The sequence below is a fragment of the Sinorhizobium sp. NFACC03 genome (genome assembly GCF_900103435.1).
Classification (GTDB): Bacteria; Pseudomonadota; Alphaproteobacteria; order Rhizobiales; family Rhizobiaceae; genus Ensifer.
The window spans coordinates 57,953-84,879 of the sequence record NZ_FMXF01000012.1 but is presented as its reverse complement, the minus strand read 5'-3'; the positions used below and the strand labels follow the sequence as shown (position 1 = coordinate 84,879).

Annotated in this window: 20 protein-coding genes; 3 read left to right on the top strand and 17 right to left on the bottom strand. The window is 61.6% G+C overall.

The window, feature by feature from the left end; genetic code table 11:
- Positions 1-72: 72 nt before the first annotated feature.
- The 4 genes from phnY to BLU35_RS16725 all read right to left on the bottom strand — a co-directional run bounded on the left by phnY (position 73) and on the right by BLU35_RS16725 (position 5,780).
- Positions 73-1,527 carry a phosphonoacetaldehyde dehydrogenase gene (phnY, locus tag BLU35_RS16740; protein WP_093233784.1) on the bottom strand — a complete coding sequence of 485 codons (1,455 nt, stop codon included), beginning with the start codon at positions 1,525-1,527 and terminating at the stop codon, positions 73-75.
- A gap of 10 nt (positions 1,528-1,537) precedes the next feature.
- A complete protein-coding gene (phnA, locus tag BLU35_RS16735; protein WP_093233783.1) occupies positions 1,538-2,800 on the bottom strand; it encodes a phosphonoacetate hydrolase in 1,263 nt (420 codons plus the stop codon).
- A gap of 15 nt (positions 2,801-2,815) precedes the next feature.
- Complete coding sequence (locus tag BLU35_RS16730) at positions 2,816-4,018, bottom strand: 2-aminoethylphosphonate--pyruvate transaminase (protein ID WP_093233782.1); 1,203 nt, start codon at positions 4,016-4,018, stop codon at positions 2,816-2,818.
- A 103-nt stretch (positions 4,019-4,121) separates the two neighbouring features.
- Positions 4,122-5,780 carry a Na/Pi cotransporter family protein gene (locus BLU35_RS16725; RefSeq protein WP_093233781.1) on the bottom strand — a complete coding sequence of 553 codons (1,659 nt, stop codon included), beginning with the start codon at positions 5,778-5,780 and terminating at the stop codon, positions 4,122-4,124.
- 118 nt (positions 5,781-5,898) lie between these two features.
- Between BLU35_RS16725 and BLU35_RS16720 the strand changes: the two genes are divergently transcribed.
- On the top strand, positions 5,899-6,774 hold the full coding sequence (locus BLU35_RS16720) for a LysR substrate-binding domain-containing protein (RefSeq protein ID WP_093233780.1): 876 nt from the start codon (positions 5,899-5,901) through the stop codon (positions 6,772-6,774).
- Positions 6,775-6,793: 19 nt separating this feature from the next.
- Here BLU35_RS16720 and pta read toward each other — a convergent pair whose 3' ends face one another.
- The 8 genes from pta to tauA all read right to left on the bottom strand — a co-directional run bounded on the left by pta (position 6,794) and on the right by tauA (position 15,478).
- Positions 6,794-7,804 (bottom strand): phosphate acetyltransferase, encoded by a 1,011-nt coding sequence (pta, locus tag BLU35_RS16715; protein WP_093233779.1) that lies wholly within the window; start codon positions 7,802-7,804, stop codon positions 6,794-6,796.
- The gene (locus BLU35_RS16710) at positions 7,804-8,841 is read right to left on the bottom strand and encodes a YeiH family protein (protein WP_093233778.1); all 1,038 of its coding nucleotides are present in this window, start codon (positions 8,839-8,841) and stop codon (positions 7,804-7,806) included. Before BLU35_RS16710 ends, pta begins: the two co-directional genes overlap by 1 nt.
- A gap of 75 nt (positions 8,842-8,916) precedes the next feature.
- Positions 8,917-10,692: a sulfoacetaldehyde acetyltransferase gene (gene xsc, locus BLU35_RS16705; RefSeq protein WP_093233777.1), complete on the bottom strand. Its 1,776-nt coding sequence runs from the start codon at positions 10,690-10,692 to the stop codon at positions 8,917-8,919.
- A 33-nt stretch (positions 10,693-10,725) separates the two neighbouring features.
- Positions 10,726-12,126: an NAD(P)/FAD-dependent oxidoreductase gene (locus BLU35_RS16700; RefSeq protein WP_093233776.1), complete on the bottom strand. Its 1,401-nt coding sequence runs from the start codon at positions 12,124-12,126 to the stop codon at positions 10,726-10,728.
- A 17-nt stretch (positions 12,127-12,143) separates the two neighbouring features.
- Positions 12,144-12,524, bottom strand: a complete 381-nt coding sequence (locus BLU35_RS16695) for a nuclear transport factor 2 family protein (RefSeq protein ID WP_093233880.1) — start codon at positions 12,522-12,524, stop codon at positions 12,144-12,146.
- A gap of 218 nt (positions 12,525-12,742) precedes the next feature.
- Positions 12,743-13,570, bottom strand: coding sequence for an ABC transporter permease subunit (locus BLU35_RS16690; protein ID WP_093233775.1), 828 nt, complete (start codon positions 13,568-13,570; stop codon positions 12,743-12,745).
- Complete coding sequence (locus tag BLU35_RS16685; RefSeq protein ID WP_065375984.1) at positions 13,563-14,375, bottom strand: taurine ABC transporter ATP-binding protein; 813 nt, start codon at positions 14,373-14,375, stop codon at positions 13,563-13,565. Before BLU35_RS16685 ends, BLU35_RS16690 begins: the two co-directional genes overlap by 8 nt.
- Before the next feature lie 86 nt (positions 14,376-14,461).
- Positions 14,462-15,478 carry a taurine ABC transporter substrate-binding protein gene (gene tauA, locus BLU35_RS16680; protein ID WP_093233774.1) on the bottom strand — a complete coding sequence of 339 codons (1,017 nt, stop codon included), beginning with the start codon at positions 15,476-15,478 and terminating at the stop codon, positions 14,462-14,464.
- Positions 15,479-15,618: 140 nt separating this feature from the next.
- On the opposite strand from tauA, the gene pdxR reads away from it, so the two are divergent.
- Together pdxR and BLU35_RS16670 are read left to right on the top strand one after the other, a co-directional pair.
- Positions 15,619-17,109 carry a MocR-like pyridoxine biosynthesis transcription factor PdxR gene (pdxR, locus tag BLU35_RS16675; protein ID WP_093233773.1) on the top strand — a complete coding sequence of 497 codons (1,491 nt, stop codon included), beginning with the start codon at positions 15,619-15,621 and terminating at the stop codon, positions 17,107-17,109.
- Positions 17,110-17,737: 628 nt separating this feature from the next.
- Positions 17,738-19,297: an ABC transporter substrate-binding protein gene (locus tag BLU35_RS16670; RefSeq protein WP_093233772.1), complete on the top strand. Its 1,560-nt coding sequence runs from the start codon at positions 17,738-17,740 to the stop codon at positions 19,295-19,297.
- Between the two features lie 392 nt (positions 19,298-19,689).
- On the opposite strand, the gene BLU35_RS16665 is transcribed toward BLU35_RS16670, so the two are convergent.
- Genes BLU35_RS16665 through BLU35_RS16645 form a run of 5 tightly spaced genes read right to left on the bottom strand, consistent with a single transcriptional unit; the run spans position 19,690 to position 26,664 of the window.
- The gene (locus BLU35_RS16665; protein ID WP_093233771.1) at positions 19,690-20,361 is read right to left on the bottom strand and encodes a hypothetical protein; all 672 of its coding nucleotides are present in this window, start codon (positions 20,359-20,361) and stop codon (positions 19,690-19,692) included.
- Between the two features lie 16 nt (positions 20,362-20,377).
- Complete coding sequence (locus tag BLU35_RS16660) at positions 20,378-21,562, bottom strand: gluzincin family metallopeptidase (protein WP_093233770.1); 1,185 nt, start codon at positions 21,560-21,562, stop codon at positions 20,378-20,380.
- A 35-nt stretch (positions 21,563-21,597) separates the two neighbouring features.
- A complete protein-coding gene (locus tag BLU35_RS16655) occupies positions 21,598-22,365 on the bottom strand; it encodes a TfuA-like protein (RefSeq protein ID WP_058327859.1) in 768 nt (255 codons plus the stop codon).
- A gap of 8 nt (positions 22,366-22,373) precedes the next feature.
- The gene (locus BLU35_RS16650; RefSeq protein WP_093233769.1) at positions 22,374-23,552 is read right to left on the bottom strand and encodes a YcaO-like family protein; all 1,179 of its coding nucleotides are present in this window, start codon (positions 23,550-23,552) and stop codon (positions 22,374-22,376) included.
- A 43-nt stretch (positions 23,553-23,595) separates the two neighbouring features.
- Positions 23,596-26,664: an ATP-binding protein gene (locus BLU35_RS16645; protein WP_093233768.1), complete on the bottom strand. Its 3,069-nt coding sequence runs from the start codon at positions 26,662-26,664 to the stop codon at positions 23,596-23,598.
- Positions 26,665-26,927 lie beyond the last annotated feature (263 nt).

The window sequence follows — 26,927 nt, the reverse complement described above, 5'->3', positions numbered from 1 at the left end:
CACTGGACCATAAAAAAGGGAGCCGCCAAGGCGGCTCCCAGAAGGGTGAGTCAGCGGGGGAAACGCTTGAGATCACCATGGCAAAGAGAATGTCTTGACGTTGGTAAAGCTCTTCATCGCCTCGATGACGCCTTCCTTGTAGCCGTTGCCGGAATCCTTGATGCCGCCGAAGGGGCTCATCTCGATGCGGTAGCCCGGTACTTCCCAGATGTTGACGGTGCCGACCTTGAGCCCGGCGATGTATTTCTGCATGCGCCGGAAGTCGTTGGTGCAGACGCCGGAGGAAAGGCCGAAGGCCGTCGAGTTCGACAGCGCGATCAGCGCGTCGTCGTCATCGGGCGCACGGACAATCGGGATGATCGGCGCAAAGGTCTCCTCCATCACCAGTTCGCTCGAATGCGCGACGCGGTCGACAACGATCGGCGGCAGCAGGGCGCCCTTTCGGCCGGGGTTGTAGAGGATTTCTGCCCCCTCTTCCGCAGCCTTGTACACGCGCTGCTCGAAGACTTCCGCCGCGCGGGCATGGACGACCGTGCCGAGTTCGGTCGCACGATCCATCGGATCGCCGTACTTCAGCTTTTTCGCCCGCTCCAGCACCAGCGGAACGAAACGGTCGGCGACGCTCTCTTGGCACAGAATGCGTTTCACCGCCGTGCAGCGCTGACCGGAATTCTTCGTCGCACCGGCAACGGCGAGATCCGCCGCTTTTGCGAGGTCGGCATCCGAGAGGTCGTTGAGGATGATCAGAGGGTCATTGCCGCCGAGTTCCAGCACCTGCCGCTTGTAATGGGCGTGTGCAGCGATCAGCTTTCCGACCGGCACGCTGCCGGTAAAGGTGATGAGATCGAAGTTCGGGTTGTTGATCATCTCCATGCCGATATCGACCGGCCAGCCGGTCACGACCGAGAGCATCTCTGGCGGCAAGCCGGCCTCATAGAGGATGTCGGCGAAGACGAGCGCCGTCATCGGCGTCAGCTCGGTCGGTTTCAAGACGACGCAATTGTTGGTCGCGACCGCCGGCGCCACCTTGTGCGCCACCATGTTGAGCGGATGGTTGAAGGGCGTGATCGCCGAAATGGCGGTCAAGGGTTCGCGGGTGGTGAAGATCTTGCGCGCCTTGCCGTGCGGGGTGAGGTCGCAGGAGAAGATTTCGCCATCGTCATGGATGCACATCTGGCCCGACAGCGTCAGCACGTCGAAGGCGCGGCCCACTTCGTAAAGAGAATCCTGCTTGGAGATACCGAGCTCCAGCGTGATCAGATCGGAAATCTCCTCCTTGTGGGCAACCAGCAAGTCTGCGGCTTTGAGCAGGATGCGCTGACGTTCGTAGCGTGTCAGCTTCGGCTGGTAGGCCGCGGCGATCTCGAAGGCCTTGCGGGCATGCTCGGCGTTGCCCGCCGGAACGGTGCCTATGACGGCGTCATTCCAGGGATAATGCACCTCGATGCGCCCTTCGGTATCGACCGCCTTGCCGGCGATCCGCATCGGCTCATGACGAATTGCAAATGCCGTTTCCACCTTGGTCATCGCGTCCTCCCTAATGTGCACTTTGCGCCGCTGCGACGAGCGCGTAGAAGAACGCGTCGAAATTGCGCAGCGTGCCGGCCGTCAGAAGTTCGGGAAGCTTGCGATTGGCGATGAAGGGCACTTCCTGTTCCGTCAGCCCCCCGTGTGAGCGCAGCGGCTCGTTGAGGGCGGCGAGATCGTGGCGATGCTCACTGGTGCCGAGCGTCTTGTTTTCGGTCGAGATCAGCACGAGATCGCCGATGCGGTCATCAGGCAGCTCGAAGCGCACGCAGGCTTCCGGACGGGAGAGCACGACGTCGATGCCCTCGATCGCCTTCAGGCGCTCGATGATCTCCTCCTTGTCCGCTCCTTCAGGCAGATAGGCCGTGGCAAAGGAGCCGAGCGCGCCGTGATGCACGACATAGGGGTCGGTGATCGGCAGGATCACGCGCGCGGCGTCCTTGCCGAGCCATTCATCGAGCAGGTCCTGAACGTAGACGACGTCAGGCGACCCATCCGCCTTGTGCTTCGGCTTCATGCCGTGGTCGGCGGTGACGATGATCGCCGCACCAAGCGCGTCGAGCTCGGTCAGGTATTTGTCGAACATTTCATAGAAGGAATTCGCCTGGGGCACGCCCGGCGCATACTTGTGTTGCACGTAGTCGGTCGTCGTTAGGTACATGACATCGGGCCGGAACTCCTTGAGCAGCTTGACGCCGGCGGCAAAGACGAATTCGGAGAGATCGGCGGAGTAGACTTCCGGGACGGGGCGGCCGAGCCAGGCCGATGCATTGTCGAGGCCGTTTTCTGCCTTGGTCGTCTTGTCGGACTTTTCCGACGAGAAGCAGATCGCCCTGCCCTCGTCGAACTTTAGGCCGTGGCCGAGCAGCGCCCGCAGCTTGTCCTTCGCCGTCACCACGGCAACTTTCGCACCGGCATCGTAGAAGGCGCTGAAGATGGTCGGCGCGCGCAGGAAGCGCGGGTCGTTCATCATCACTTCGTTGCCGGTCTGCGGTTCATAGAGATAGTTGCCGCAGATGCCGTGGATTGCCGGCGGCCGGCCGGTGGCGATGGAAAGGTTGTTCGGATTGGTGAAGCTCGGGATGACGCTGAGTGCTGTGCGCTCCGTTCCGGTCTTGCGGATGCGTTCGAGCGTAGGCATCAGCCCGGCCTTGATGGCTTCGTCGAGATAGGCCGGCTCGCAGCCGTCAAGGCAGATGGCGATGGCCGGAACCTTCGGCCACGGATAGGTGCGGCGGTTGGCGGTGACGGTGATCTTGGACATCTGGTTCATTGGAATTCCCTTTGTTCAGGCAGCGAGACGGCGGCGTTCCTCAAGGGCGACCGCCGGCGGGGCGGCACTGTCGACGCCCATTTCATTGAGGGATTCACGAGCAGCTGCGACCACACGGCGCATAACGTGCTCGTCCATGCGGCCGATGCAGCCGACGCGGAAACTGTCGACCACGGTCAGCTTGCCCGGATAGATGATGAAGCCCTTGTCCTTCATCAGTTCGTAGAAGCGATCGAAGACGAAGGCGGGATGGGCCGGGCTGAAGAAGGTGACGATGATCGGCGACAGCCACTGGTCTGCCAGCAACGTCTCGAAGCCGGCCTCGCGCATGCCGGCGACCATGACATCGCGGTTGCGGGCATAGCGCGCGCCGCGGCCGGCGACGCCACCCTCCTCGCGGTGCAGCCGCAGCGCTTCGAGGAAGGCAGCGACCACGTGGGTCGGCGGCGTGAAGCGCCATTGGCCGGTCTTGTTCATGTAGTCCCATTGGGCATGCACATCGAGGCTGAGCGAATGGCTGCGGCCCTTGGCGGCCTCCAGCTCGCTCTTGCGGGCAATCACGAAGCCGAAGCCTGGGACGCCCTCGATGCACTTGTTGGCCGAGGAGACGATGGCCTCGTAGCGGAAATCGCTGATGCCGGCCGGCACGGCGCCGAAGGCGCTCATGGAATCGACCAGCAGCTTGCGGCCGCGAGAATAGACGGTGTCGGAGATTTCCTTGAGGGGATTGAGGATACCGGAGCTCGTCTCGCAATGTACGACGACGACATGGGTGATATCAGGGTCGGCATCGAGAGCGGCGGCGACTTCGGCGCCGCGGGGCGGCATGTAGTCGCCCTTGTCGATCGTCACATGGTCGCGGCCGAGATAGGTAAGCGTCTGGGTGATGCGCTTGCCATAGGCGCCGTTCATCAGCACCAGCACCTTGCCGTCCTTCGGCACGAAGCTGCCGAGCATGGCTTCGACCGAAAACGAGCCGCTGCCCTGCATCGGCACGCAATCGAACTCGCCCTTGGTATCGCCGGCAATGTCGAGCAGGTCGCGGCGCAGCCTGGCGGTCATCGCCCGGAAGTCGCCATCCCAGGAGCCCCAGTCCCGCAGCATGGCTTCCTTGACCTCGTAGGCCGTCGTCAGCGGGCCGGGCGTCAAGAGATAGGGCTCGCCGAGCCTCGGCGTTTCCAGGGGCGCGATGGTTCTGTCAGAAGCGGTGTTTGGCATTGTCCGTCCTCGCGGTTGGCGTGTTCGAGAACGACAATGGGGCGGAAACATCTATCTGTAAAATCGTTCTTTTGTATCAATCTATCGATCTGATTTATACTTTCTACGCGGCGGGAACCAACCGGCTTTCGAGCAGGTCGCCGCTCTCGCGCAGGCGCGGATAGGCCATGGTGGTCACCAGCGAATTGACCTCCTTCAGCGCCCGCACGATCTCCAAGTGCATGTCGCTCGAAAGGATGCTGGCCGCTACACCCTGGCGAAGCCGCTCCAGATGGCTCTTGCTGCTCTCCTCGACCAGACGGCGTACATGTTCCTTTTGCCGGACCATCTCGCGGGCGATCACCGGGTCGGGCGAAACGAGAAGATTGGCTGCGAGCCTGACGTTGGAAGACACGGCCGCGTGCAGCAGAGTGAGTTCGCGCCACCCGTCCTGTGAGAAGGCGCCCGCTCCCTCCAGCCGCTCCTCGGCCATTTGCAGGAGGCTTTTTGCGACCACGTCGCCGGCATATTCGAGATGGATTGCCGCCTCTGTGAGCTCGATGCCACGTCGGGATTGGTCTTCTGTGAGGCTACCTCGGTTGACGGCGGCGATGTAAAGTTTGATCTCGCTGTGGGCGCGGTGGATCTCCCCGTCGATGCTTCGCAGCGCCTTTACGGCCTCCAGCGTTGGCGCGTGGATGACCGTCATCACCGGCTCCAGCATTCGGGCGATGAGATTGCCCATATGCAACACCTCGCGCGCCGCAGCGGCAAGCGCCTGCGGCGGCTTGTCGATCAGCGTGCGGTCGAGTGCGCAGACATGGACCGATCGGTCGCCGGCGCCGGCGCCGGCGGCATCCGGCATGAACAACCGGACAAGACGCGCCATCAGACCGCAGGAGGCCATCCCGACGAGAACAAGGGCGGCATTGAAAAGCACATGCAGGTTGACGAGCTTTGCGGCCGCCGTCTCTCCCGGAAGCCAGTCGAAGGGGGCATGCAACGAGAAAACGCCGAAGACGGTTGCGCCGAACAAGGCGCGAAAGAGAAGGTTGCCGAGCGGCAGGCGCCGGCCCTCGACCGGCAGGCCGCGCGTCAGCCAGAGCGCGATCAGCCCACCACCGATATTGACCCCGAGAACCAGCGGAATGCCGACATCCACAGGCACGATGCCCTTCGCGGCGAAGGTCAGGATCAACACGATGGCGGCCACGCTCGAATGCAGCGCCCAGGTGAAAAACGCAGCGAGGATCATCACCGTCAGCGCGTCCTTGCCGATAAAGGCGACGACGGAGGGCAGGACCGGGCTTTGCGCAAGCGGCTGCGTCGCATGACCGATCATCTGGAGCGACAGGAGCAACAGGCCGATGCCGAGTACGGCGCGTCCGGCTTCGACGCACTTGCGGCTCGATGCCTTCAGATGCACGAGACCGCCGGCCGCGATCAGGAGCGGCGCCAGCCAATGCAGGTCGAAGGACAGGATCTTGACGACGAGCGCCGAGCCGAGATCGGCGCCAAGCAGCACCGCGAGACCGGTGTCGAGCGCCAGCGCCCCGCTGACGGCAAAGCCGGCGGCAAGCATGGCGACGGCCGTCGAACTCTGTAGGGCAATCGCCACCACGCAGCCGCAGATGGCGGCGCGCGGCCGGCCGCCAGCACCGCCGACGGTGCGCGCGACGATATCGCCCGCCGTCGCTTCGACGCCTTTTTTCACGAGACTGACGGCGTAAAGCAACAGGACGGTGGCGGCGGCAAGGTCGAGGGCGACAGCCGGGAGGTTCATGGGCGCGCTCCGGAAAGAGGATGGAATCCGAAAACTATCCTTCTCCGCTTTACATAAATCAAATCGTTCGTTTTAATGAATCCATAGATCAAATCTATTCTGATGAGGCGTCGCACGCATGCGCTATGTCCAGCTTCGCGCCTTCCACAATGTGGCAATCCACGGCGGCTTCTCGCGCGCGGCGGAAGCGCTGTTCCTCACCCAGCCAGCGGTGTCCGACCAGGTGCGCAAGCTCGAGGAGGAGTACGACGTCCTGCTCTTCAACCGAAACAAGAAGCAGGTAACGCTGACCCAGTCGGGCCAGCAGCTTCTCGAAGTGACCCGCCGGATGTTCGATGTCGAACAGCAGGCGCTAGATCTTCTTTCGGAATCGCGGGCACTGAGGGCTGGAAAGCTGCGCATCGTGGCGGACGCCGCGCACCACCTGCTGCACATCCTCGCCGCCTTCCGACGTACCTATCCGACGGTGCAGGTCTCGATCGATTCCGGCAACACCGAGACGGTCATCACCAGCCTGCACGCCTATGAGGCGGATATCGGCGTACTCGGCGAGATCCCGCAATCGAGCGATTTCGACATCCTGAAACTGAACTCGACGCCGATCATCGCTTTTGCCAGCCGCGACTATCCGCTTGCGGGACAGAAGACGGTCACTTTCTCTGAACTCGCCAGACACCCGCTCGTCATGCGCGAACAGGGCTCCAAGACCCGGCAGAAACTGGAAGCGATGGCCGAACAATGCGGCGTGCCTCTGACGCCGCTCATCGAAGCCGAAGGCCGTGAGGCCGTGCGCGAGATCGTGGCGGCCGGCGGCGGGGTTGGTTTCGTCTCCTCGGCCGAATTCGGTCAGGACAATCGTCTCGTTCCGATCCGGATCAATGCGCCGGAAATGCTGATGGACGAAGCGCTGATCTGTCTGCGCGAACGCAGCAACGGCAAGCTTGTCAGCGCCTTCTTCGACATTGCGCGTGGTCTTGCGAAAGCGGCAGCGTGAGCTGTCGGCCTTCTTCCGCCTACCCACTCGATTTGCCGCCGGAGGCCTGAACAACGGTGACGGCGATCATGTGGAAGACATCGTCGACACTGCAGCCGCGCGAGAGGTCGTTGGCCGGTTTGGCGAGCCCCTGCAGGATGGGGCCAATGGCGGTGGCGCCACCGATCCGCTGCGCAATCTTGTAGCCGATATTCGCCGCATCAAGGTTCGGGAAGACGAAGACATTGGCCTCGCCGTTGAGCGCCGAGTTGGGGGCCTTGGCGGCACTGACGGCCTCGACGAAGGCGCTGTCGAACTGCAGTTCGCCGTCGATGACGAGACCGGGTGCTGCGGCATGGGCGAGCCTGGTCGCCTCCACCACCTTGGAAACGCGCTCATGCGCAGCGCTGCCGGCAGTGGAAAACGAGAGCATCGCCACCTTCGCGGGCTTGCCGGCAAGCGCCTCGAAGGAACGCGCGGATGTAACGGCGATGTCGGCGAGGCCGACAGCGTCGGGATCCACCACGAGGCCGCAATCGGCAAAGACGAAAGCGCCCTTCTTTGCGTGATGCGGCGCGCACAGCATCATCAGAAAGAAGCTCGACACCAGGCCAACGTCCGGCGCGCGACCGATGGTCTGGAGCGCGGCGCGTACCGTATCGGCGGTGGTCGCGACCGCCCCGCCAACCGTGCCGTCGGCGGCATCCTCGCGCACCATCATCGCGGCAAAGACGAGCGGCGAATGCACGGCTGCGGCCGCCGCTACCTCGTCAATGCCCTTGCTTCGGCGGAGTTCATGATAGGCGTTCACCAGGCGCTCGGTCAGCGCCGACGACGCCGGATCCTCGATGCGGACTTCACCTGGCTCGCCACCGACGGCCTCCAGCCGCTCCTGAACGACGCTCCGGCGGCCGACCAGCGTGATTTCGCCAATGCCCGCGCGCACGGCGCGCAAGGCCCCCTCGACGATGCGCGGGTCTTCCCCTTCGGCAAGCACGATATGGCGCGGCGCGGATTTCGCGGTTTCGAGAATGCGGTCGAGCGGTTTCATCAGGCGTGCCCCAGATAGTGAATGCCGACGAAAATGAAGAGGGCGATGAAGACGGTTTCGGCGACGATGAGCGCGACCGCATCGCCGCCGACGTCGAGAACGCGTCGAAGTGAGGTGCGCATGCCGACGGCGACGATACCGGCGAGAAGCGCCCAGCGGGAGGTTTCCATGCCAGCCTTGGCCACCAGTTCCGGCACGAAGCCGAACGAGTTCATGGCTGCAAAGATCAGGAAGGCAACGACGAAGCCAGGCAGAAGCGGCGGGGGCTTGCCGGTCTCGCCCTCGGGCTGCGGGATATGGCGCAGCGCCAGCGAGAAGATAAGCACGACCGGCGCCAGCATGGTGACGCGGATCAGCTTGACGAGCGTCGCCGTCTCCCCCGCCTCCGGCGAAACCGAGAAGCCGGCGCCGACGACCTGGGCCACATCATGGATGGTGCCGCCGAAAAAAATGCCGGTCGCGCGTGCATCAAGCCCCATGGTCTGGGCAATGATCGGATAGGCGATCATGGCAAGGGTGGAGAGCACCGTGACCGAGAGCACGGTGAAGATCAGGTTGCGCTCGGAAAACTCGTTCTTCGGCAGCACAGCGGCGATCGCCATCGCCGCCGACGCGCCACAGATGGCGACCGAACCGCTGGTGATGAGCGCCAGCCGCCAACCGCGACCGAGCAGTTTTGCGGCGAGCAGGCCGAAGCCGATGGTCGCCGCGATCGCCGAGACGAGCAGCAGGATCGTGCCGGCACCAAGCCCGATCAGGAGGTCGACGCTGATCCGCATGCCGAGCAGCGCCACACCGATGCGCAGCACCTTCTTGGCACAGAAATCGATACCGGCGACGCAGCGCCCTTCCTCGGAGAGGAAGTGGAAGGCGATGCCGAGCAAAAGCGCCATCAGCATGGCCGGCGCGCCGTAGTGATCGGAGAGAAACTGGGCGGCGACGGCGACCGCCGCTGTGACGGCGAAGCCCGGCCAATAGGTAGCGAGGCCCGAGGGCATGCTGCGGAAACGTTGGTGGACGGAGGCGGTAAAGGTCATGGTGTCATTCCGGTCGCTCGCGGGAAGTTCAGCCCGCCCGGTTTTTCCGGGCGGGCATCGGGCAAACGGGTCGGCTCAGGCCCGCTTCTGCGGACGCATGTCGTTACGATCAATGCCGGCAACCGGCACCGGCTTCTTCATCGCGTCGCGCCGGAACGGTTCGCCGAGTTCCTGGTTGAGGATGACTTCGACAAAGGTCGTGACACCCTTTTTCTGGTCAGCGATCGCGTTGGAGAGCGCCTCGGTGAGGGCTGCCGCCGTATCGACGGCAACGCCCTTCAGACCGCAGCCCTCGGCCACTTTGGCGTAAGAGAGGTTAGGATTGAGCTCGGTGCCGACGAAGTTGTTGGCGTACCAGAGCGTCGTGTTGCGCTTTTCAGCACCCCATTGGTAGTTGCGGAAGATCACCATGGTGATCGCCGGCCAGCCTTCGCGGCCGATCGAACCCATCTCGTTCATCGAGATCCCGAAAGCACCGTCGCCGGCAAAGCCGACGACCGGCACATCAGGGCAACCGATCTTGGCGCCGACGATCGACGGGAAACCGTAGCCGCAGGGACCGAACATGCCCGGTGCGAGATACTTCCGGCCCGCCTCGAACGTTGGATAGGCGTTGCCGATCGCACAGTTGTTGCCGATGTCAGTGGAGATGATCGCCTCTTTCGGCAGAGCCGCCTGGATCGCCCGCCAAGCCTGGCGCGGCGACATGCGGTTCGGCTCGCGCGAGCGTGCGCTCTCGTTCCATTCCGTGCCCGGATCGTCATCCTCATGGTCCATCGAGGAGAGCTGCTGCTGCCAGGCTGACCGGGTCTGGTGGATTGCCGCCTTGCGCTCTTCGCGCCCGGCATCGCCGGCTGACGGCGAGAGCTGCTCGAGGATCTGGCGGGCGACCTGTTTGGCATCACCGCAGATGCCGACCGACACCTTCTTGGTCAGCCCGATCCGGTCGACGTTGATATCGACCTGGATGATCGAAGCATTCTTCGGCCAGTAGTCGATGCCATAACCCGGAAGCGTCGAGAAGGGATTGAGCCGGGTACCGAGCGCCAGCACGACGTCGGCCTTGGAGATCAGCTCCATCGCTGCCTTCGAGCCGTTATAGCCGAGCGGCCCGACCGACAGCCGATGGCTGCCGGGGAAGGCATCATTGTGCTGGTAGCCGCAGCAGACCGGCGCGTCGAGGCGTTCGGCAAGCTTCATGCAATCGGAAATGGCATTGCCGATGACGACACCGGCACCATTGAGGATAACCGGGAATTTCGCCTCCGACAGCAGCTTTGCGGCTTCCGCAATCGCCTGCGGTCCACCGGCGGGACGCTCGAAGCGGACGATCGCCGGCAGGTCGACGTCGATTACCTGGGTCCAATAGTCGCGCGGGATGTTGATCTGCGCAGGCGCACAGCCACGCCAGGCCTTTTCGATGACGCGGTTGAGCACCTCAGGAATACGCGAGGGATCGCGCACCTCTTCCTGGTAGCACACCATTTCCTCAAACATCGCCATCTGGTCGACTTCCTGGAAGCCGCCCTGCCCGATCGTCTTGTTGGCCGCCTGCGGCGTCACCATCAAAAGCGGCGTGTGGTTCCAGTAGGCGGTCTTGATCGCGGTGATGAAACCGGTGACGCCTGGGCCGTTCTGGCCGATTGCGACCGACATCGTGCCGGTCGCACGGCTGAAGCCATCGGCCATCATGCCGGCATTGGTTTCATGGGCGCAGTCCCAGAACTTGATCCCGGCCTTGGGGAACAGGTCCGACACCGGCATCATGGCCGAGCCGATGATGCCGAAGGCATGTTCGAGGCCGTGCATCTGGAGAACTTTGACGAAGGCTTCCTCGGTGGTCATTTTCATGGCTGGTTCCTTTCCTGGCATTATTTCAAAGAGTTAGAGGATCTCGTCGCGGAGGTAGTACCAGCGGTACATTCCCCATTGGCCAAGCCGGCGGAACGGCGTCAGCAGCCCGTGGCTTGGCAGGGACGAAGTGAAGATTGGCAGGTCGAGACCGCCACCCTTGCCGGCGACCATCTGGGCCATGCGGCGGCCGGCCTGGGCGGAATACATGACGCCGTTGCCGCCATAGCCCATGGCGTAGAACAGGCGCTGCGCCGGATCCGGCTGGAAGATGCGCGGCATCATGTCATGGCTGACATCCACCCAGCCCCACCAGGAGTAATCGATGTCAATGCCGCGGAGCGCCGGAAACTTGCGATAGAGGCCGGCCAGAAGCAGTTCGAGATGCTTCGGATTGCTGGCATCGCGCCCGGTGATGGCGCTGCGGCTGCCGATCTGCACCCGGCCATCCGGCAGCATGCGGTAGTAGTGGCGCAACGTGCGTGTGTCGGTGAGCGGGATGCGGGCCTTGAAATTCAACGCCTGCAGTTCGCTCGTTGTCAGTGGCCGGGTGACGATCGAGTTCGACAGGATCGGCATCAGCCGGTGGCGGGTGAGCGCATTCATGCTGGGCGAGGTGTATCCGGCAGTCGCGATGCAGACGGCACGTGCCCGTACCGTGCCACCCGGGGTGGTGAGGTGGTGCACGCCGCCCTTCGCCGTACAATCGAGCACCGGGCTCGACGTATGCACCTTTGCGCCCAGCTTGCGAGCAAGCCTCAGGTAGCCGAAAGCGAGCTTGGCCGCATGGATGCCCATGCCGTCGGGCTCGTACATCGCCCCGCGCGCCTCCTCGTCGCGGACGAAATCGCGGTGGATCTCGTCGCGCGAGACCATGCGGGCCCGATAGCCGAAGGTGTCGTTGAGGACCCGCACCTCGCTTTCGAGCGCCGGCAACATCTTGTCGCGGTGGGCGATATAGAGGTGGCCGCCATCCTGCGGGTCGCAGTCGATCTCCGGTTCGCGGATCAGGGCGCGAAAGAGGTCGAAGCCTTCGGAAATCTCCGCGTGCATCTTGCGGGCGACGTCGACGCCCCAGCGGGCGATCCATTGCGAACGCTTCAGACGGCCGGCGGAAATCTGTGCCTGCCCGCCATTGCGGGTGCTGCAGCCCCAGGCAACACCATTCGCCTCCAGCACCGTCGCCTTGATGCCGTGCTCGCGAGCCAAATGAATGGCGCAGGAGAGGCCCGTATAGCCCGAGCCGATGATGGCGACGTCGACGTCGATATCCCGCATGACGGGACCGTCATCCTCCGGTTCCGGCCCAGCGGTACCGATCCAGTAGGTCGGCGCATAGTCCTTGCCCGTGCCGGGGCTGCGGGCATGGTTGGGATCATAGGCCGGATCGAACGGCTCTCTTGCGGGCTTCAAGGAGGTGGCGCGCAGTTGCATGGCTTTTGCTCCAGCCGTCAGTAGCGGGGTTGCAGGACCGGGCGGTTCTTGCGGAACGCCTGCTTGCGCACGATCTTGCCGTTGCGGAAGGTGAAGAGGTCGCAGCCCTCCGCCTCGATGCGGCTGCCGTCGGCGGCCGTGCCGGAGAAGGTCCATTCGGACACGCCGCGGTCGCCCTCGACGAAATGGCTGTGATTGCCCCATTCGGCATCCGGCATCGATGTCCAGACACCGCTGAAGGCATCGGCTATCGCCTGGGTTCCGATGAAGCGGTTTCCGTAGACCTCGGGTCCGCCGACCGCGTTGAACACGCAGTCCTCGGCAAAGAAGCGCATGACCCCATCGATGTCGTGCCGGTTGAAGGCATCGAACAAGGTTTTGAGATCGGTTGCAGTCAGTGTCATCGTCCTGTCCTTTGGCTTGGTCGTCAGGCATGGCTTCGCCGGAGACGGGAGACGCCGTCTTCAAAGGCCACCAGGCCGGGTACGAATGAATTGTCGCAGCTGTCGCCTAGAGCGCCGTGCGTTCAATTGAACGCACAAAGGAACGCTCTAGCACTTTGATTCTAGGCCAATTTCCGTCTCCAGTGATTCTACTTGAGAGCGGGATTCTCTGGTTAAAGGCGGCCCTTCCAGGGAATCAGCACCTTTTCGAGGTAACGGATCAGAAGATCGAAGGCGAAGGCGAAGACGCCGATGATGAAGATGCCCATGATCACCGTGTCGCTTTCGAGGTTTTCGGCGGCATTCAGAACCATGAAACCGAGGCCTCGGTTCGCGGCCACCATTTCCGCCGCCACCAGGGTCGTCCAGCCGACACCGATGCCGATGCGCATGCCGGTGAAGATTTCGGGCAAGGCGGCCTTCATGATCACCTGGCTGATGACCTGGCCGCGGGTGGCGCCCATCGCATAGGCCGCGTGGATCTGCTCTGTGGAGACCGAGCGCACCCCTGCCCTCGCCGCAATCGCCATCGGCGCGAAGATTGCCAGATAGATCAGGAACACTTTCGGGAATTCGCCGATGCCGAGCCAGATGATGACCAGCGGCAGGTAAGCGAGCGGCGGCAGCGGCCGGTAGAATTCGATGATCGGATCGAAGAGGCCGCGCACGACGCGGTTGACGCCCATCAGGATACCGATCGGCACCGCGGTTACCAGCGCCAAGAGGAAGGCGCCGAAGACGCGGCCGATACTGGCGAGCGTGTGCTCGATCAGCGTCGAGTTCGAAACCCCGTCGGTCATCGCCAGCATGAACTTGTCCCAGACCGCCAGCGGCGACGGCAGGAAGAGCGGCTTGACCCAGCCGGATTCGGTGACGAGGAACCAGAGGGCGACGATCACGATCGTCGTTGAAAAACTGATCAGGCCACTGCTTCCGTCACCCGGCGCTCCGAAGATCTTGCCGGCCTTTACGGGCTTGGCGCGTGTCACTCTGTCAAGCATGGGCCACCTCCGGGTTGCCGGACGCACGTTCGTCGCCATAGATGATGCCGAGCACCTCCTCGCGCATGCGGATGAATTCCGGGCTGGATTTGATCGCCCGGGCATTGCCCTCGGCGAGGAAACGCTTGTTGAAGTTGAGCTCGTAGGTGTGGGTGATGCGGCCCGGGCGCGGCGACATGACGATCAGCCGCGAGCCGAGGAACAGCGCCTCCTCGACGCTATGGGTGATGAAGAAGAACATCTTGTTGGTGAGCTGCCAGACCTTGAGCAGCAGTTCCTGGATCGTCTCGCGCGTCAGCGCGTCGAGAGCCGCCATCGGCTCGTCCATCAACAGCATGGCGGGATCGCAGGTCAGCGCCCGTGCGATGCCGACGCGCTGCTGCATGCCACCCGAGAGGTGATAGATCATATGCCGGTGGAAGTCCTGCAGGCCGACCAGCGCCAGGTTCTTGGTGGCGAGCTCCCGCCGCGTCGCCTTGTCGACGCCGCGCAGCTTGAGGCCGAACTCGGTGTTCTCGATGACGTTCAGCCACGGCAGAAGCGCGTGCTTTTGGAAGACCACGCCGCGCTCGGCGCCCGGTCCGTTGACCTGGTGATTGCCAAGCGTGATGTCGCCCTCTGAGGGGGCCATGAAGCCCGCCATCAGGTTGAGCAGCGTCGTTTTTCCGCAACCCGAGGCCCCGAGGGCAACGACGAAGTCGCCGCTGTTGATGGTAAGGTTGACACCTTTCAAGGCGATGATCGCCTGGTCCGAGTACAGGCCCGGATAGGTCAGACTGATGTTCCTGACGCTCAATGTTTCCATGAGAAATGCCTCCCTGCACCTCGGTCACGGTCTTGATGATGGACGCGCCGGCCGCTCCTCAGGACCGGCGCAATCAGCAGATCAAATTATTGCGCGGCCGCCTTGGCGAAGTCGGCGTTCACATAGGGCGCGTAATCGTCGAGCGAATTGCCGATCTGCTTTTGCTCGACGAGGAACTTGGCGCTTTCGGTGAGCGCGCGCGTGGCGCCACCGCCGAGCCAAACCTCGGAGGCTTGCTCATCCGCATTCGGGAACGAAAGAAGACGCAAGGCTTCGACCGTGCTCGGGCCATCGCCGCCGATCAGCTTGACGATGCTCTGGACTTGCTCAGACTCCTCCGTCCACGCCGCCTTGTCGGCATTGTAGTCGGCGTAAGCTTTGGCCAGCACCTTTGTGAAGGCCTCCATGAGCTTCGGATTTTCCGCGGCCCAGGCCTTGTCAACCACCAGCCCGTCGAAGGTCGGCACACTCGCAGCACCGATCACCTCCGAATCGGAGATCGTCTTGCCAGTCTTCTGGATTTCAGAAAGCGCCGGCGGCCAGACATAGGCGGCATCGATATCGCCGCGCTGCCAGGCGGCGACGATCTGCGGCGGCTTCAGATTGAGGATTTCCACTTCGCGCGGATCGACCTTCCAAACCTTGTTCATGCCGACCAAAAGATGGAAATGCGAGGTCGAGACGAAGGGCACGGCGACCTTCTTGCCCTTGAGGTCCGCGGGCGTTTCGATGCCCGAACCGTCGCGGGCGACCAGCGCCTCCGATTGACCGATATTGTCGAGGATCCAGAAGAGTTGCAGTTCGACACCGCGCGTGGCGGCAGCCGCGGTGCCAGTCGAACCGAGAACGCCGATCGGCACGTCGCCCGAGGCGAGCGCCGTCGTGATGTCGCCGGCCGAGCTGAATTGGCGCCAGTCGATCGAGTAGCCGGCCTCTTTGGCGGCGGCGTCGAAGCGCCCGTCGGCGATCGCAGCCACGAAAGGGCCGACGATCTGCTGATAGCCGACGACGAGCTTTGTCTCGGCATAAGCCACGCCGGATGCGGCAAGGCTCGCCACAATACTGGCCGCTGCGGCCAGTCGTCTGAAGTGTCCATGTAGCATGCTTCGTCCTCCTCTTTGTTTGTTCGCTGACCGGTTTTTCCGGTCTTGCTCATGACGATAAGGCCGGGATCCGGCTTGCGTTATATCCAGTATGGAAGTTGAATAGATCCAGATTAACGTCATTGGAGGCCGGCGTGCGGATGAACGTTTCCGAGACAATCTTCTTCATCGATCGCGACAGCGGGATCGGCCTGCAGGCGCAGCTGCGCGAAACGATTGTTTCGGCCGTACTCGCAGGCCGGCTGCAGCCGCACGCGCATCTGCCTTCCACGCGCAAACTCGCGGACTATCTGCAGATCTCGCGCATCACTGTGACGCTCGCCTATCAGGAACTGATCAGCCAAGGCTATGTCGAGGCCGTCAACCGCAGTTCCTATCGTATCGCCGGCAATCCGCCAGGCATGGATGTGGAAGGGGAACGCCCATCGGGCGGCGCCGATCCGATCGATTGGAGCCGCAAGATCAAGATGAGCTTCGACGTCGTGCGCCAGGTCCACAAACCGCTGGACTGGCGACGCTACCCTTTCCCCTTCCTCTACGGCCAGATGGACCCCACGCTGTTTGACCTCAACGCCTGGCGTGATTGCGCCCGCCGGGCGCTTGCGCGCGAGGACTTCGTGCTGATGGCGAGCGACTTTGCCGCTGCCGACGACGTGCGGCTCGTCAACTACATCTGCTCGCGCACGCTGCCGCGGCGCGGCATTCACGCCACTCCGGACGAAATCCTCGTTACCGTTGGTGCGCAGAATGCGCTCTGGATCGTCACCCGACTGATCCTGGAAAAGGGCTCAGCCGCCGTCTGCGAAAACCCTTGCCACCCGGATATCAGCGCCTCGCTCCTGCTCAGCGGTGCTGAGGTCACGACCGTCGACGTCGATGGTGAGGGCCTGTCTCCAGATGCCCTGCCGGAAAAAGTCGACGCTGTCTTCGTGACCCCGAGCCACCATTCGCCGACAGGCGCGACTATGCCGGTCGACCGGCGAACGCAACTGCTTGAAGCCGCGGAGGAGAGAGACTTCGTCATTGTCGAGGACGACTACGAGTTCGAGATCAGCTACCTCGCACCGCCCTCGCCGGCGCTGAAAGCGCTCGATCCGACGGGCCGGGTGCTCTACATCGGCAGCTTCTCAAAATCCCTGTTTCCCGGGCTTCGGCTCGGCTATCTCGTGGCGCCCGCACCCTTCATTCGCGAGGCGCGCGCGCTTCGCTCGCTGATGCTGCGTCACCCGCCCGGCCACCTGCAGCGCACTGCTGCCTATTTCCTGGCGCTTGGGCATTATGACGCCGTACTGCACCGCATGCGGACCGAGTATCACAAGCGCCATGTGTTGATGGCAGAGTCGCTTCGCCGCGAAAACTTGACGATCGCCGGTTCCTCAACCTTTGGCGGCACTTCCTTCTGGATGGAGGGGCCGGAGGGGCTGGATGCCGACCGTCTGGTGAGCGAACTGCGGCAGGACGGCGTGCTGGTCGAATCCGGCTTGCCCTTCTTCCCGAGAAGCGACCAGCCTTGCCGCTATTTCCGCATGGGCTACTCGTCCATTCCAGGCGCGAGTATCCCGGAAGGGGTTGCTCGCGTCCGCGCCCGCATCGACGTTCTTACTTGCAGCAACTTTGGAAACCTGAACTAGCACCCGGCAGCGCGGGGGACCTAGCCGCCGCGCATATTGTCGACAATATGGCTATAAGTAGTACTCATAATTGTCGACAAAGACGTTGACAAATCCTTTTGGCGTGCGATTGTGCCGATCAGCAGCAACGAGCTAGGGAGGAGCAGGTTGATGCAAGGTCTTTGGAAGACGTCGCGACAGCGTATCCGTGCGGCTTTTGGCGACGGTCGCACACGCCAACATGCTCCGCCGGGCCGGCCAGCCTGACATCTCCTCATTCGATCCCTATTCCCACGTCCTACATCGAACCTTGGGTTTCTCAAGTGTGTTCGAGATGGCGCGTGCGCTGGCTATCGACTGACAACTGATCGACAACACAACTCGGCGTTTCAAGCATCGCCGGGACGCTTCAACTCGACTGCCTCACTGGCCAGGGACGCGAGTTGATCATGATCCCCCACACGGGCTGTCGATGGCCTGGGCGGTGACCGACAAGATCGAGCAGGTCCTGCCCGCGCCAACGACAGGCCGCGCCACTTGCCGACCCGCGTCGGGCGACCAGACGTACGGCCTGCAAGCCGTCCTTGCCTCTTTAAAAGAAGATTCCCGTTCAAGGGGACAGGTGACCTCAACCAAGGAGAACAGCAGAATGCTCAAGAAATTAATCCTCGCAGCCGTCATGTCGGCTGCGCTTTCCGCGCCGGGCCATGCGGAAACGCTCAAATGGGGCGCCTCGCGCGACATCTATTCGCTCGACCCCTATTCTTATGGCGACAGCTACACGCTGTCCTTCCTCAACCACGTTTATGAGGGGCTCGTCCGTTTTGACGCCGAACTGAAGATCGAGCCGGCGCTGGCAACGTCCTGGGAGACAGTGTCAGACACGGTCTGGCGGTTTCATCTGCGCGAGGGCGTCAAGTTCCACGATGGCGCCGATTTCACCGCAGACGACGTGATCGCCTCTCTCACTCGGGTCAGCGATCCGGTGTCTCCGCTGCGTGGCAATCTCCCCGCCTACAAGTCGGCGAAGAAGGTCGACGACCACACAGTCGACATCGAACTGGTCGGACCCTACCCATTGCTGCTGAACGACCTGACGAACATCCACATTTTCGACGCTACCTGGCTTACCGACAACAACTCGCTGAAGCCGACCGACGTCGGCAAGAAGATCGAAGGCTACGCCACCTACCACACCAACGGCACGGGTCCGTTCAAGCTCGAGAGCCGCGCGCCCGACAGCAAGACCGTTCTCATCAAGAACGACAAGTGGTGGGACAAATCGCAATCCAATATCGATCGTATCGAGTTCACACCGATCGTCTCGGCCGCGACGCGCGTCGCCGCACTGCTGTCGGGTGAGATCAACTTCACCGAGAATGCGCCTGCGCAGGATCTACCGCGCCTTCTCGCGCAGCCGGATCTGAAGGTCATGGAGCGCACCGACCTGCGGACCATCATGATGGGCTTCAACCGCAAGCCGAAACTGGCCGACGGCGTCGACAACAAGTTCAACGACCTGCGTGTTCGCCAGGCCGTCGCTCACGCGCTCGACAAGGAGCTCATCCAGAAACGGGTCATGCGCGGCAAATCGAGGACGGCGGGCGCGATCATTGCGCCGGAGATCCCCGGATATAGCGAAGCACTGGACAAGGTGGTGCCGTTCGATCCCGAACTGTCGAAGAAGCTGCTGGCAGAAGCCGGCGCAACCGACCTCCCATTCACACTCGTCTGCACGAACGAGGCCTATGTCAACGAGGAGGAGCTTTGCCAGAGCATCGTCAACATGCTGAGCCGCGCCGGCTTCAAGCCGCAACTCGACATCGGCCCGACGGCCGCACAGGCGCCCAAGCGCACGGGTGGTCTCTCCGACGTCTACATCATCGGCTGGGCGAACGAGCCGATGCTCGACAGCTACTCGATCCTGCTCCAGATGATCGAGACGAAGAGCGACAAGGCGGGCGTGTTCAACTGGGGTGGCTGGAGCTATCCGGAGATTGACAAGCTCGTCATTCAGGCATCGACCGAAATGGATCGGACGAAACGGCTCGGGCTGCAGACCAAGGCACTCCAGATGGTCAAGGACGAAATGATCATGTTGCCGTTGCACCAGCAGCCCATGGCCTGGGTGATGAGCAATAAGATCGACCGGGTCGCACAGCTGGCAGACAACAAACCGCGCCACTGGCTGACTCGTTTCGCGGAGTAACCCTCCTGGAGCCGGAACGGCAAGGTGTTCGGGCTCCTGGTCGACCTGCGGGGCGGACCAAGAGTTCCCGCCCTCACCTGCCCGGCCGCACAGCGACCGGGCAATGTCGATGATGTCGTCTCTCGCTGCGGTCGGAAGATTTCGAACGGTTGGTAGCGGGTGATCCCCATGCGGTCGCGTCAATTGCAGCTCATTGGTCGAAACTCGGACGATCGGCTCGCGAGCTTCCACCTGAGGCGAATGCTAAACAGTGAGACCAGCGCGACAATGGTAGCGTAGCTTCATTGCAAAAGTCTGTGCGGTCGGGCGAAACTCGCGCAGTTGCCAACCTGGAAGGTTGGCAACTCACTGGTGCCAGGCCGTGAGCTCCCGACGATAAAAGGGCGAGCCCGTCAGTCGCGCTGCCGCTGTGGGGCCAACGCCATGGTCTGCGCATAGGCGAGCGGCGACCGGTTGCCTGGCAGATTCTCGTCCAGCACTAACGTCTTGAGGTTGTCGGCGCGGATGTCGAGAGATATCGCACGTTCCAGCTTGTCGATCGACCAAACGGCGTAGCCGAATTTCGCGTCAAATCCACAATCGCAGCCGCAATCGCCGTCGGCGATTGCCGTCGGTCTTTCAGATAGACACATGATCTGCGGTTTTGGCAGCTTGTAGCAGTGCCCTTCATAAGCATAACCATAAATTACGCCAATGCTTTTTATATACTCTACTTCACCACCAAAAGTAACGGGGAGGAAGCTATAGTATTTTCCATCGAACAATGCGATCGTTACTCCATCACTAACAATTCCAGAGCTTTTCTTTATGTAATCAAAAATCTCCTCTATCATCTTATTTATATCATCAATTACCCCCATCTCTCCAATAGATCTTAGCTTTTTCTCAACCCCATCGAGAGCTTCTTTAATATTTTTATCTTTATTCTTCGTTTCATAAAATCTTGTCGGCCGTCCATATAATCTAATATCTCCTGGTCGATACGACTTATATTCAATTACATCTTCTAGATCCTTTGGATCTAGTGGATATCCAACAACAGGATTCGCGCAACAACCACTCATTTTTTCCTCCCTTGACTTACCTTGAAGCGCTGATTTCGCGCCAAGCGAAATTCTCTTCGAGCAATTCGGCGGCCGGCCCGTCCGCCGAGGCGACGATGGCCTCTGCCGCCTGCTCAAGGCGCAGTGCGTTCAGATCGAGTGTGCTCAATGACGTCGCGAGTGCCGCACCCACCGCGTCTCGCGCGGCGGTCAATGCCAGCTTGAAATATAATGGCTTGGTGCCGAAGGCCTCCGCCGTCGCCTGCCGAAAAGTATCAAATTCGTCCCGCGCCAGTTCCCGGATATCGACATCCAGAAGCCGCCTGTCGGCGCAACCGTTCGCGACCAGATCGCGATGATAAAGTGCAACGATGCTATCGAAGATAGCGCCAACGAACGGCAGCGCGCGGTCGTGCACCTCGCGGGTAGTTGCGGACATTCGCCGGAAATTGGTGGCCAAGCGAATCTGCGTTTCGGGGCTCGTCTCCGCAAAGCGGTTCAGTTCGTTGTAGAGCAGCAGATTGCCTCTCGTTCGCCGCAAAAGCCGGTCAATCGCGGAATCAAAGTGCAAGAACGAGATCAGTGAAACACAGTCCGAAAAGGCTTCGGAGAACGAAAAGAAGTCGCCATCAGGCGATGTCACGGTTGGTACGCCTGTCTCCGAGAGCATGATCAGATGCCCGACCTCGTGCGCGATCGTGTCGAAATTCAACGCGTAAGGTCTCAGGATGCCGTCGACGTCGGACCAACCCAGTTCCAGAAAACCGTAGCCCGCTTGAGCATTGTCCCAATCGACAAATGGAACGATTTCTAGCCTTGGAAAGGTCTGATCGAAGAACCAGTGGACCCGCCGCCCCAAATAGCTCTGCCAAATGTCGAGAACGAAACGCACGCAGGCGTAGGCGTGAACAGCAAGAAATGGCCGGGAGGTTGGATCGATGTTGTCGAAGTGACGATCCGGACCCGGCCTCACCGGCGCGCGCTTCGCCCCGCCGAATGGCGGCAAGCTCGCGAGGCCATAGGGCTGCTTGTCATAGAGCGGATCCGCGACATACATGGAGAGGTCACTGGGGCCCTCGCCTAATTCGTCGCGTGGTATCGATAGCCACACACGATCGGGCTGTTCGTATCCGGGAATGAAGGGGGGCTGCGGATAAATCCAAAACCGCGTGCCGACACGCGCATTTCCAGAGTCGAGGGCATCGTCCCGAAGCAGACGCATCGCACAATTGCCCCCCTCGATTGAAAAATCTGGGATTAAGGATTCAATTTATAAGTGTTTGCTAATGTTGAGTCAATGCCGCCCGCCTCAAGATCCCGGACAAAGGTGTTCGTTGCAACCCACGCACAGCTCACAGGCCCCGTATTTTCCTGCATCACGAGGGACCGCGCGTTTCGCAGCGCAAGCAGAGCGTCCCGTTTTTTTTGCCCCACCATCTCCTTCTGCAATTGCTTGAGCCCCTCCTCCTGCCATCCTGCATCCCGTAAAATCGCTTCGAACCGGCGCTCTCGAAAGTTCATGTTTCGCGCAGTTGTTGTGAGCAAGTCGCGATCGGCTGCCGTTATGAAATCCCGGCGTGTCAGGCTGGCGAACGTCCGCTGGAGATCGACCAAGGCGTCGGTCAAAGGAAGAAAGCCAAGCTCCGGCGGCCCCGAAAGAACAGCGACCGCATCATCGGGAGCAAGCCGCCAGCGCCGATACCACCTGTAGATCAGGCCGACACCGATCATGCCGAATTCACTGAGTTCCGCCGCCCTGAGCGCGCCCATGCTTGCTGCGCCGATCACGACGATCCCCTGTGCCATTGCCCAGAGGATTTCCTTGTGTCGGACAGCCGGCCTGTCCTCGAATTGCCCGTCGATCAGGACCATCGCCCGCGGGCGGAATGCGTGGGCGGCGAGCAGAATATCGCCTTGCGCGGCGGGCTGCAGGTAGATGGCGTCGAGAACCGGCTCCGCCTCGGCCAGCCGAAGCGTCGGACCAAGAAACACCAGGATCGGACCTTTTTCGCTCGCATCGACCATGTGAACACTCACCGCACGATCAAAAAGGGACTGGCTCCGGGAAGGATGATTCTCGCGCACTGAACGCCTGTTTTGACGTCCGTTCCCACCGGCACGGCCAATATAGGCCCCATGCCGGCGGATAGGACCCTGTTGATGAGCGCGCCGAGATCCGAAACGGCGGGTGGCTCGATTGCCTGACGCGGCAACCCGGACGTGTCCATAAGAATAAGCTGGCGGGCCTTGGCGACGACCGAGTCGGTGCTACGTCTGTAATGCTCCCGGGTTTGATCGTCGCGCGCGCCCGATATCGCCCCGGCCCGCGCTGACAGCGCTTCGAGCATCGCGCTCTGCGCTGCCGCGGCGATGCTCGGTCCTGCCGCGTAGCCCTCGGTCGGAAGAGCAAGGATCGGTTCGCCCGGACCTGTCTCGATCGTCTGGCACCAGATCACTGGGACATCTGCCGGCGAAGGGGCTAGCCAAAGGCCGAAGGAAACATGGTGCTCGCCCGCAACGGACAGTATGTGATCAACTCCGTCACCCAGCCCAAACGGGGAAATGCGCATTCGATCGAAGAAGCCGTGGGTCGCGAAGGCGCGCGCGATGGCGTCGCGCTCAATACATTCGAACAATCCATGCGCAAATGCACCGAAGACGGTCAGATGACAGGCGAGACCCGTGGTCGTGCGCATGAACAGGCCATCATGAGCGGGCGGCGGGTCCGTGTAGCAGGTGTGAACAAGTTCCAGGGGGACCGATTGTGGGAAACCAGCCGTGATGTCGACGCCGGTGATCCAGGGTATCGTCCGTGCCCGCCAGTTCCCCTGGCGATCAGGTGCCAGAAGGTTTTCAAACAGGCCGTCGGGGATGTTGAGTTCATCCGCCGTGGTGGAAAATACCCGCTCCGAGGGAATGGCTTCGGCGTAGAACCGCTCAAGCGATTCCATGATCGCCCCCACCGCCGCTCCCGCCATGGAAAGGCCTCGCCCGAGCGACGTGACTTCAGACAGAGCGGCGGGTCGAACGGCTTGAGCTACAGGCAGGCCGATCCGGTCAAGTCCGGTCAGATCACCGAGCCGGGTTATGCCCGTACGGCGGCAGAGCGGTAAAATCGCGCGCAAGCATTGCTCGGCCTCTTCGAGGTCCGCGGGGGGAGAAAGCGGCTTGCTAAGGCCGGCAAGTATGGCGTCGCGAAAACGCGCAAGCATCCCCTCAAGGTTTGACGGATCGTCGGTTTTCCGCCTCACTGGTTCAATGTTGACCGGCAACGCCAAGCTCCTGCATTGAATGTCTCGCCCGTCGCAGAAGTGCCTTTGCTCCTTGACTCTCGGCGATATCTACGGCTGCGCACAGGTCGAGGATGATGGGATCCTTGGTGGTGCTGCCCCGCGCCTGAAGAACGGCGCGGCGACGGTAGAGTTCCGCGAGCCAATAGGCATGACCGGTTTCCTTAGCCTTTTCGATTGCGTCATTCGTGACCTCAAGCGCTGACTCATAGTTGCCGGCTTGCCCGAGCAGCGTGGCGTGCATGTAGAGATAAATCGGGAGATCTGCGACGACACCGAGGCTTCTCAAGAGCGACAGCCCTTCGCGAAACATCGCATGTCCGCTCGTGAGGCTTTCCCTATGCGCTAGAGCCCATCCAGCAAACAGCAGCGACAGGCCGGACAGCGACTGCATTTCATGCGATCTCGCGAAGTCTGACATTCTCTTGGAAATTTCGGTGAGACGCCCATAGTCATCCCGATAGAACGCAGACACCGCTTCCGTATCAAGCGAATGCGCCTTGCTGGGCGCGTGTGATATCCGATCAACGAACGCGACCATCTTCGAAAGAGCCGAATCCGATGCTTTCGATTGTCCTGTCAGCCACAGCGAAAGGGCCAGTTGCCCTAGACCGCACACCTTGGCGTCATGGCCGCCAAATAACGTTCGGTTGGTTTTCGCCGATTGCTCGTCATAAAGCGCCAGTCCGGCCTTAATCGCATCCTGGGCCTCTCGATGGTGGCCAAGGTTAAAAGCAATGGCCCAGATGCAATGGTTAACCTGGAGCTTGATCTCCGGATCTTCCGTCCCAGCCTGCATGGCCCGCACTTGCAGAGCGCGTTCGCGCATAACGCGAAAGTCTGTTCCCGTGAGCCACCACCCCCAATAGATCGGAAACCATCTGGATTGCTCTTCCATCGGTTGCCGGCGGGCGATGGCTACGCCATCCTCATATAACTTGCGAGCCGGAGGTGAGTTCAGTCCGACAAGACCGGTCAAAACTGGGCCGAGCGAAATCAGCGCGGATAGCTGCAATGTTTCGATCGCATGTCCCGCGCCGAACCGGTCGCAAATCTCCACGGCGTGCTCCAGGTAGTTGCGCGCCTCTACCATCGCCGATCGGCTCGAGCTTTCCTTCCCTGCCGCAGTGTACAATTCGATTGCGTTTTCGATGAAGCCCGCTCGTTCCGCATGTTCGGCGAGCGTTCCGGTGTCCATCCAAGCGGCCATTTGGCGGTTTTGACTGACAGCAATGAACAGCCGCCGATGCAATGCCTGCCGCTGCCTGCGCAAGAGCCCATTGTAGATCGTTTCCTGAATCAAAACGTGCCGGAAGCCGTAGGCGATATGCCCTCGCGTCCTGATCCGCATCAGGAACCCTGAATCGCTCAGGGTATCGGCGGCCTTGACCAAAGACTTTTTGCCCAGCCCTGGCAGCAGTTCGCGAAGCAACGATAGCGTGAACCGGCTGCCCGCAACTGCTCCCGCTCGCGCCACGTCTCTGGCCGTGCCCAGGTGGTTGAGGCGTGCGTCCAGTATTTCCTCGAATGCAGACACATGGCTGGGTTTGACGTTTTCCGACAGGCTCATAGTGTCTGCAGCAACGTTCTCCGAGACCCATTGGCAGATCTGCTCGATGAAGAGTGGGACGCCGCCGGATATCCTCTCGATAACGTCATAGAGCTCAGGAAGCATGCCCTGCCTCTGCTCCGGCCATCTTGCCTCTATCGCCCGTCGTGTTTCGTCACGATCAAGCGGGAGCAGCGTCAGCCGCGTGGGGTTGGCCGCGTCCAGCCAATCCGACGCAAACCCGAGACGTGAGGTCGCGACGAGGAAAATCGGAAGTTGGTGTGCAACCCGAGCGGCCTCCGCCAGCAAATCCCGGGAGGTTGGATCGATCCAGTGGATGTCTTCGACAGCCAGGACGATCGGGCCGTTCGCGCACAACGCCGCGAGTGAGCGAAACACGGCGCGATGAGCCTTTTCCCGGATGGCTTTTGGGTCGTTGTCGGCGAGCCGTTGATTTCGTCCCAGCGCACCCAGCAAATACGCGAATGTTTCAATCGTTTCTGCGTCGCGAATGCCGTTTCGTTCAAAGGGGGCTGCTACAGCGGAGGCCGACAGGCCCAGTTGATCGCCTTGTCCAGACGTTGCGCCCATAAGACTGTTCAACAGGGGATGCAGCGTCGAGCGATGCCCGCCTGGCAGGCACTGAAAGAAGTACAGCCCTGATCGCCGGTCGCGCGTCATCTTGCGGACTTCCCGCAGAAGCCGCGATTTTCCGATGCCTGCATCTCCTTCGAGCAGGAGGATTTCGCCACCTTGCGAGGTGACCTTTTCCCAACAGGCGGCGATCGTCTTCAACTCGCCTTCGCGGCCAATGAAGGGGCCGCCAAGGCTCCCGAAAGCGTAGAACCTGTCGACATCAATCTTGTGCCCGAGTGCCCGCCATACCTTCTCGGGCACCGTGAAGCCCTTGAGCGTCCTGGCGCCTTCGAACACGAAAGCATGCGACCTACCGGCCAGGTCGCGCGTGTCCTGCGAAACGAAAACGCTGTCTGGGTCGGCAATTTCTTCCAGACGGGTGGCTATGGCCAGTGCAGCACCCGTAATCGGTTCCCCCTTCTCCTCCTGCGTCTCTTGAATGAGCGCGACGGATGTCGCAATCCCGACTCGAACGTGCAAGTCGTCGCGCCCGGCTTCTCGTGCAACGCCCGCGCAGCCCTCGACGATCGCGAGACCCGCGCGAATGGCGAGCGATGCCGCATCCTTCGCACCCAACTCGATCGGAAAGAGCGCCACGCCGCCATCTCCAGCCTCAAGCTGCATGACGCCGGAATGAGAGATTATCGCGTGTTTCGCTGCATTCTGAAACGCAACGATCAGTTCCTGATAGTCTTCTATGTCGAGCAGGTGGAGAAGTCTCGTCGACCCGACGAGATCATAACAGATGGCGGTGACGATCCGCCGCTCGCCTCCATATTCGGACAGGCGTCCCTTGCGACCCGAAGGTTTTGCCGGTTGTCGTGGGTTGTTGACCCGACTTTCGAGCATCCGCCACCCCCACCGCTCGCGTGTATGATGGATTAGGAATATATAGCATAAGCGAGCGGCGTTGGCGTAGGAGCAGCAATTCTATCGGGCCGCCGCATGCCCCCAAAGCTGTATTCGTCGAGCGCCTTGCCTGGCTTAACGCTTGAGGTTCCAGCCATCGCTGACCTTTGGTTTGCGGAAGGATGCAGTATAGCCCGTGTGCATCCGCTGGTGATCGGCCCATTCAATAAGTGAAACTTCCGCCTAAACCGGCGAAGCCCGTT

Coding starts and splice junctions, on each gene's coding strand:
- phnY (WP_093233784.1), bottom strand. CDS start 1,527: ATGACCAAGGTGGAAACGGCATTTGCAATTCGTCATGAGCCGATGCGG.
- phnA (WP_093233783.1), bottom strand. CDS start 2,800: ATGAACCAGATGTCCAAGATCACCGTCACCGCCAACCGCCGCACCTAT.
- BLU35_RS16730 (WP_093233782.1), bottom strand. CDS start 4,018: ATGCCAAACACCGCTTCTGACAGAACCATCGCGCCCCTGGAAACGCCG.
- BLU35_RS16725 (WP_093233781.1), bottom strand. CDS start 5,780: ATGAACCTCCCGGCTGTCGCCCTCGACCTTGCCGCCGCCACCGTCCTG.
- BLU35_RS16720 (WP_093233780.1), top strand. CDS start 5,899: ATGCGCTATGTCCAGCTTCGCGCCTTCCACAATGTGGCAATCCACGGC.
- pta (WP_093233779.1), bottom strand. CDS start 7,804: ATGAAACCGCTCGACCGCATTCTCGAAACCGCGAAATCCGCGCCGCGC.
- BLU35_RS16710 (WP_093233778.1), bottom strand. CDS start 8,841: ATGACCTTTACCGCCTCCGTCCACCAACGTTTCCGCAGCATGCCCTCG.
- xsc (WP_093233777.1), bottom strand. CDS start 10,692: ATGAAAATGACCACCGAGGAAGCCTTCGTCAAAGTTCTCCAGATGCAC.
- BLU35_RS16700 (WP_093233776.1), bottom strand. CDS start 12,126: ATGCAACTGCGCGCCACCTCCTTGAAGCCCGCAAGAGAGCCGTTCGAT.
- BLU35_RS16690 (WP_093233775.1), bottom strand. CDS start 13,570: ATGCTTGACAGAGTGACACGCGCCAAGCCCGTAAAGGCCGGCAAGATC.
- BLU35_RS16685 (WP_065375984.1), bottom strand. CDS start 14,375: ATGGAAACATTGAGCGTCAGGAACATCAGTCTGACCTATCCGGGCCTG.
- tauA (WP_093233774.1), bottom strand. CDS start 15,478: ATGCTACATGGACACTTCAGACGACTGGCCGCAGCGGCCAGTATTGTG.
- pdxR (WP_093233773.1), top strand. CDS start 15,619: ATGAACGTTTCCGAGACAATCTTCTTCATCGATCGCGACAGCGGGATC.
- BLU35_RS16670 (WP_093233772.1), top strand. CDS start 17,738: ATGCTCAAGAAATTAATCCTCGCAGCCGTCATGTCGGCTGCGCTTTCC.
- BLU35_RS16665 (WP_093233771.1), bottom strand. CDS start 20,361: ATGAGTGGTTGTTGCGCGAATCCTGTTGTTGGATATCCACTAGATCCA.
- BLU35_RS16660 (WP_093233770.1), bottom strand. CDS start 21,562: ATGCGTCTGCTTCGGGACGATGCCCTCGACTCTGGAAATGCGCGTGTC.
- BLU35_RS16655 (WP_058327859.1), bottom strand. CDS start 22,365: ATGGTCGATGCGAGCGAAAAAGGTCCGATCCTGGTGTTTCTTGGTCCG.
- BLU35_RS16650 (WP_093233769.1), bottom strand. CDS start 23,552: ATGCTTGCGCGTTTTCGCGACGCCATACTTGCCGGCCTTAGCAAGCCG.
- BLU35_RS16645 (WP_093233768.1), bottom strand. CDS start 26,664: ATGCTCGAAAGTCGGGTCAACAACCCACGACAACCGGCAAAACCTTCG.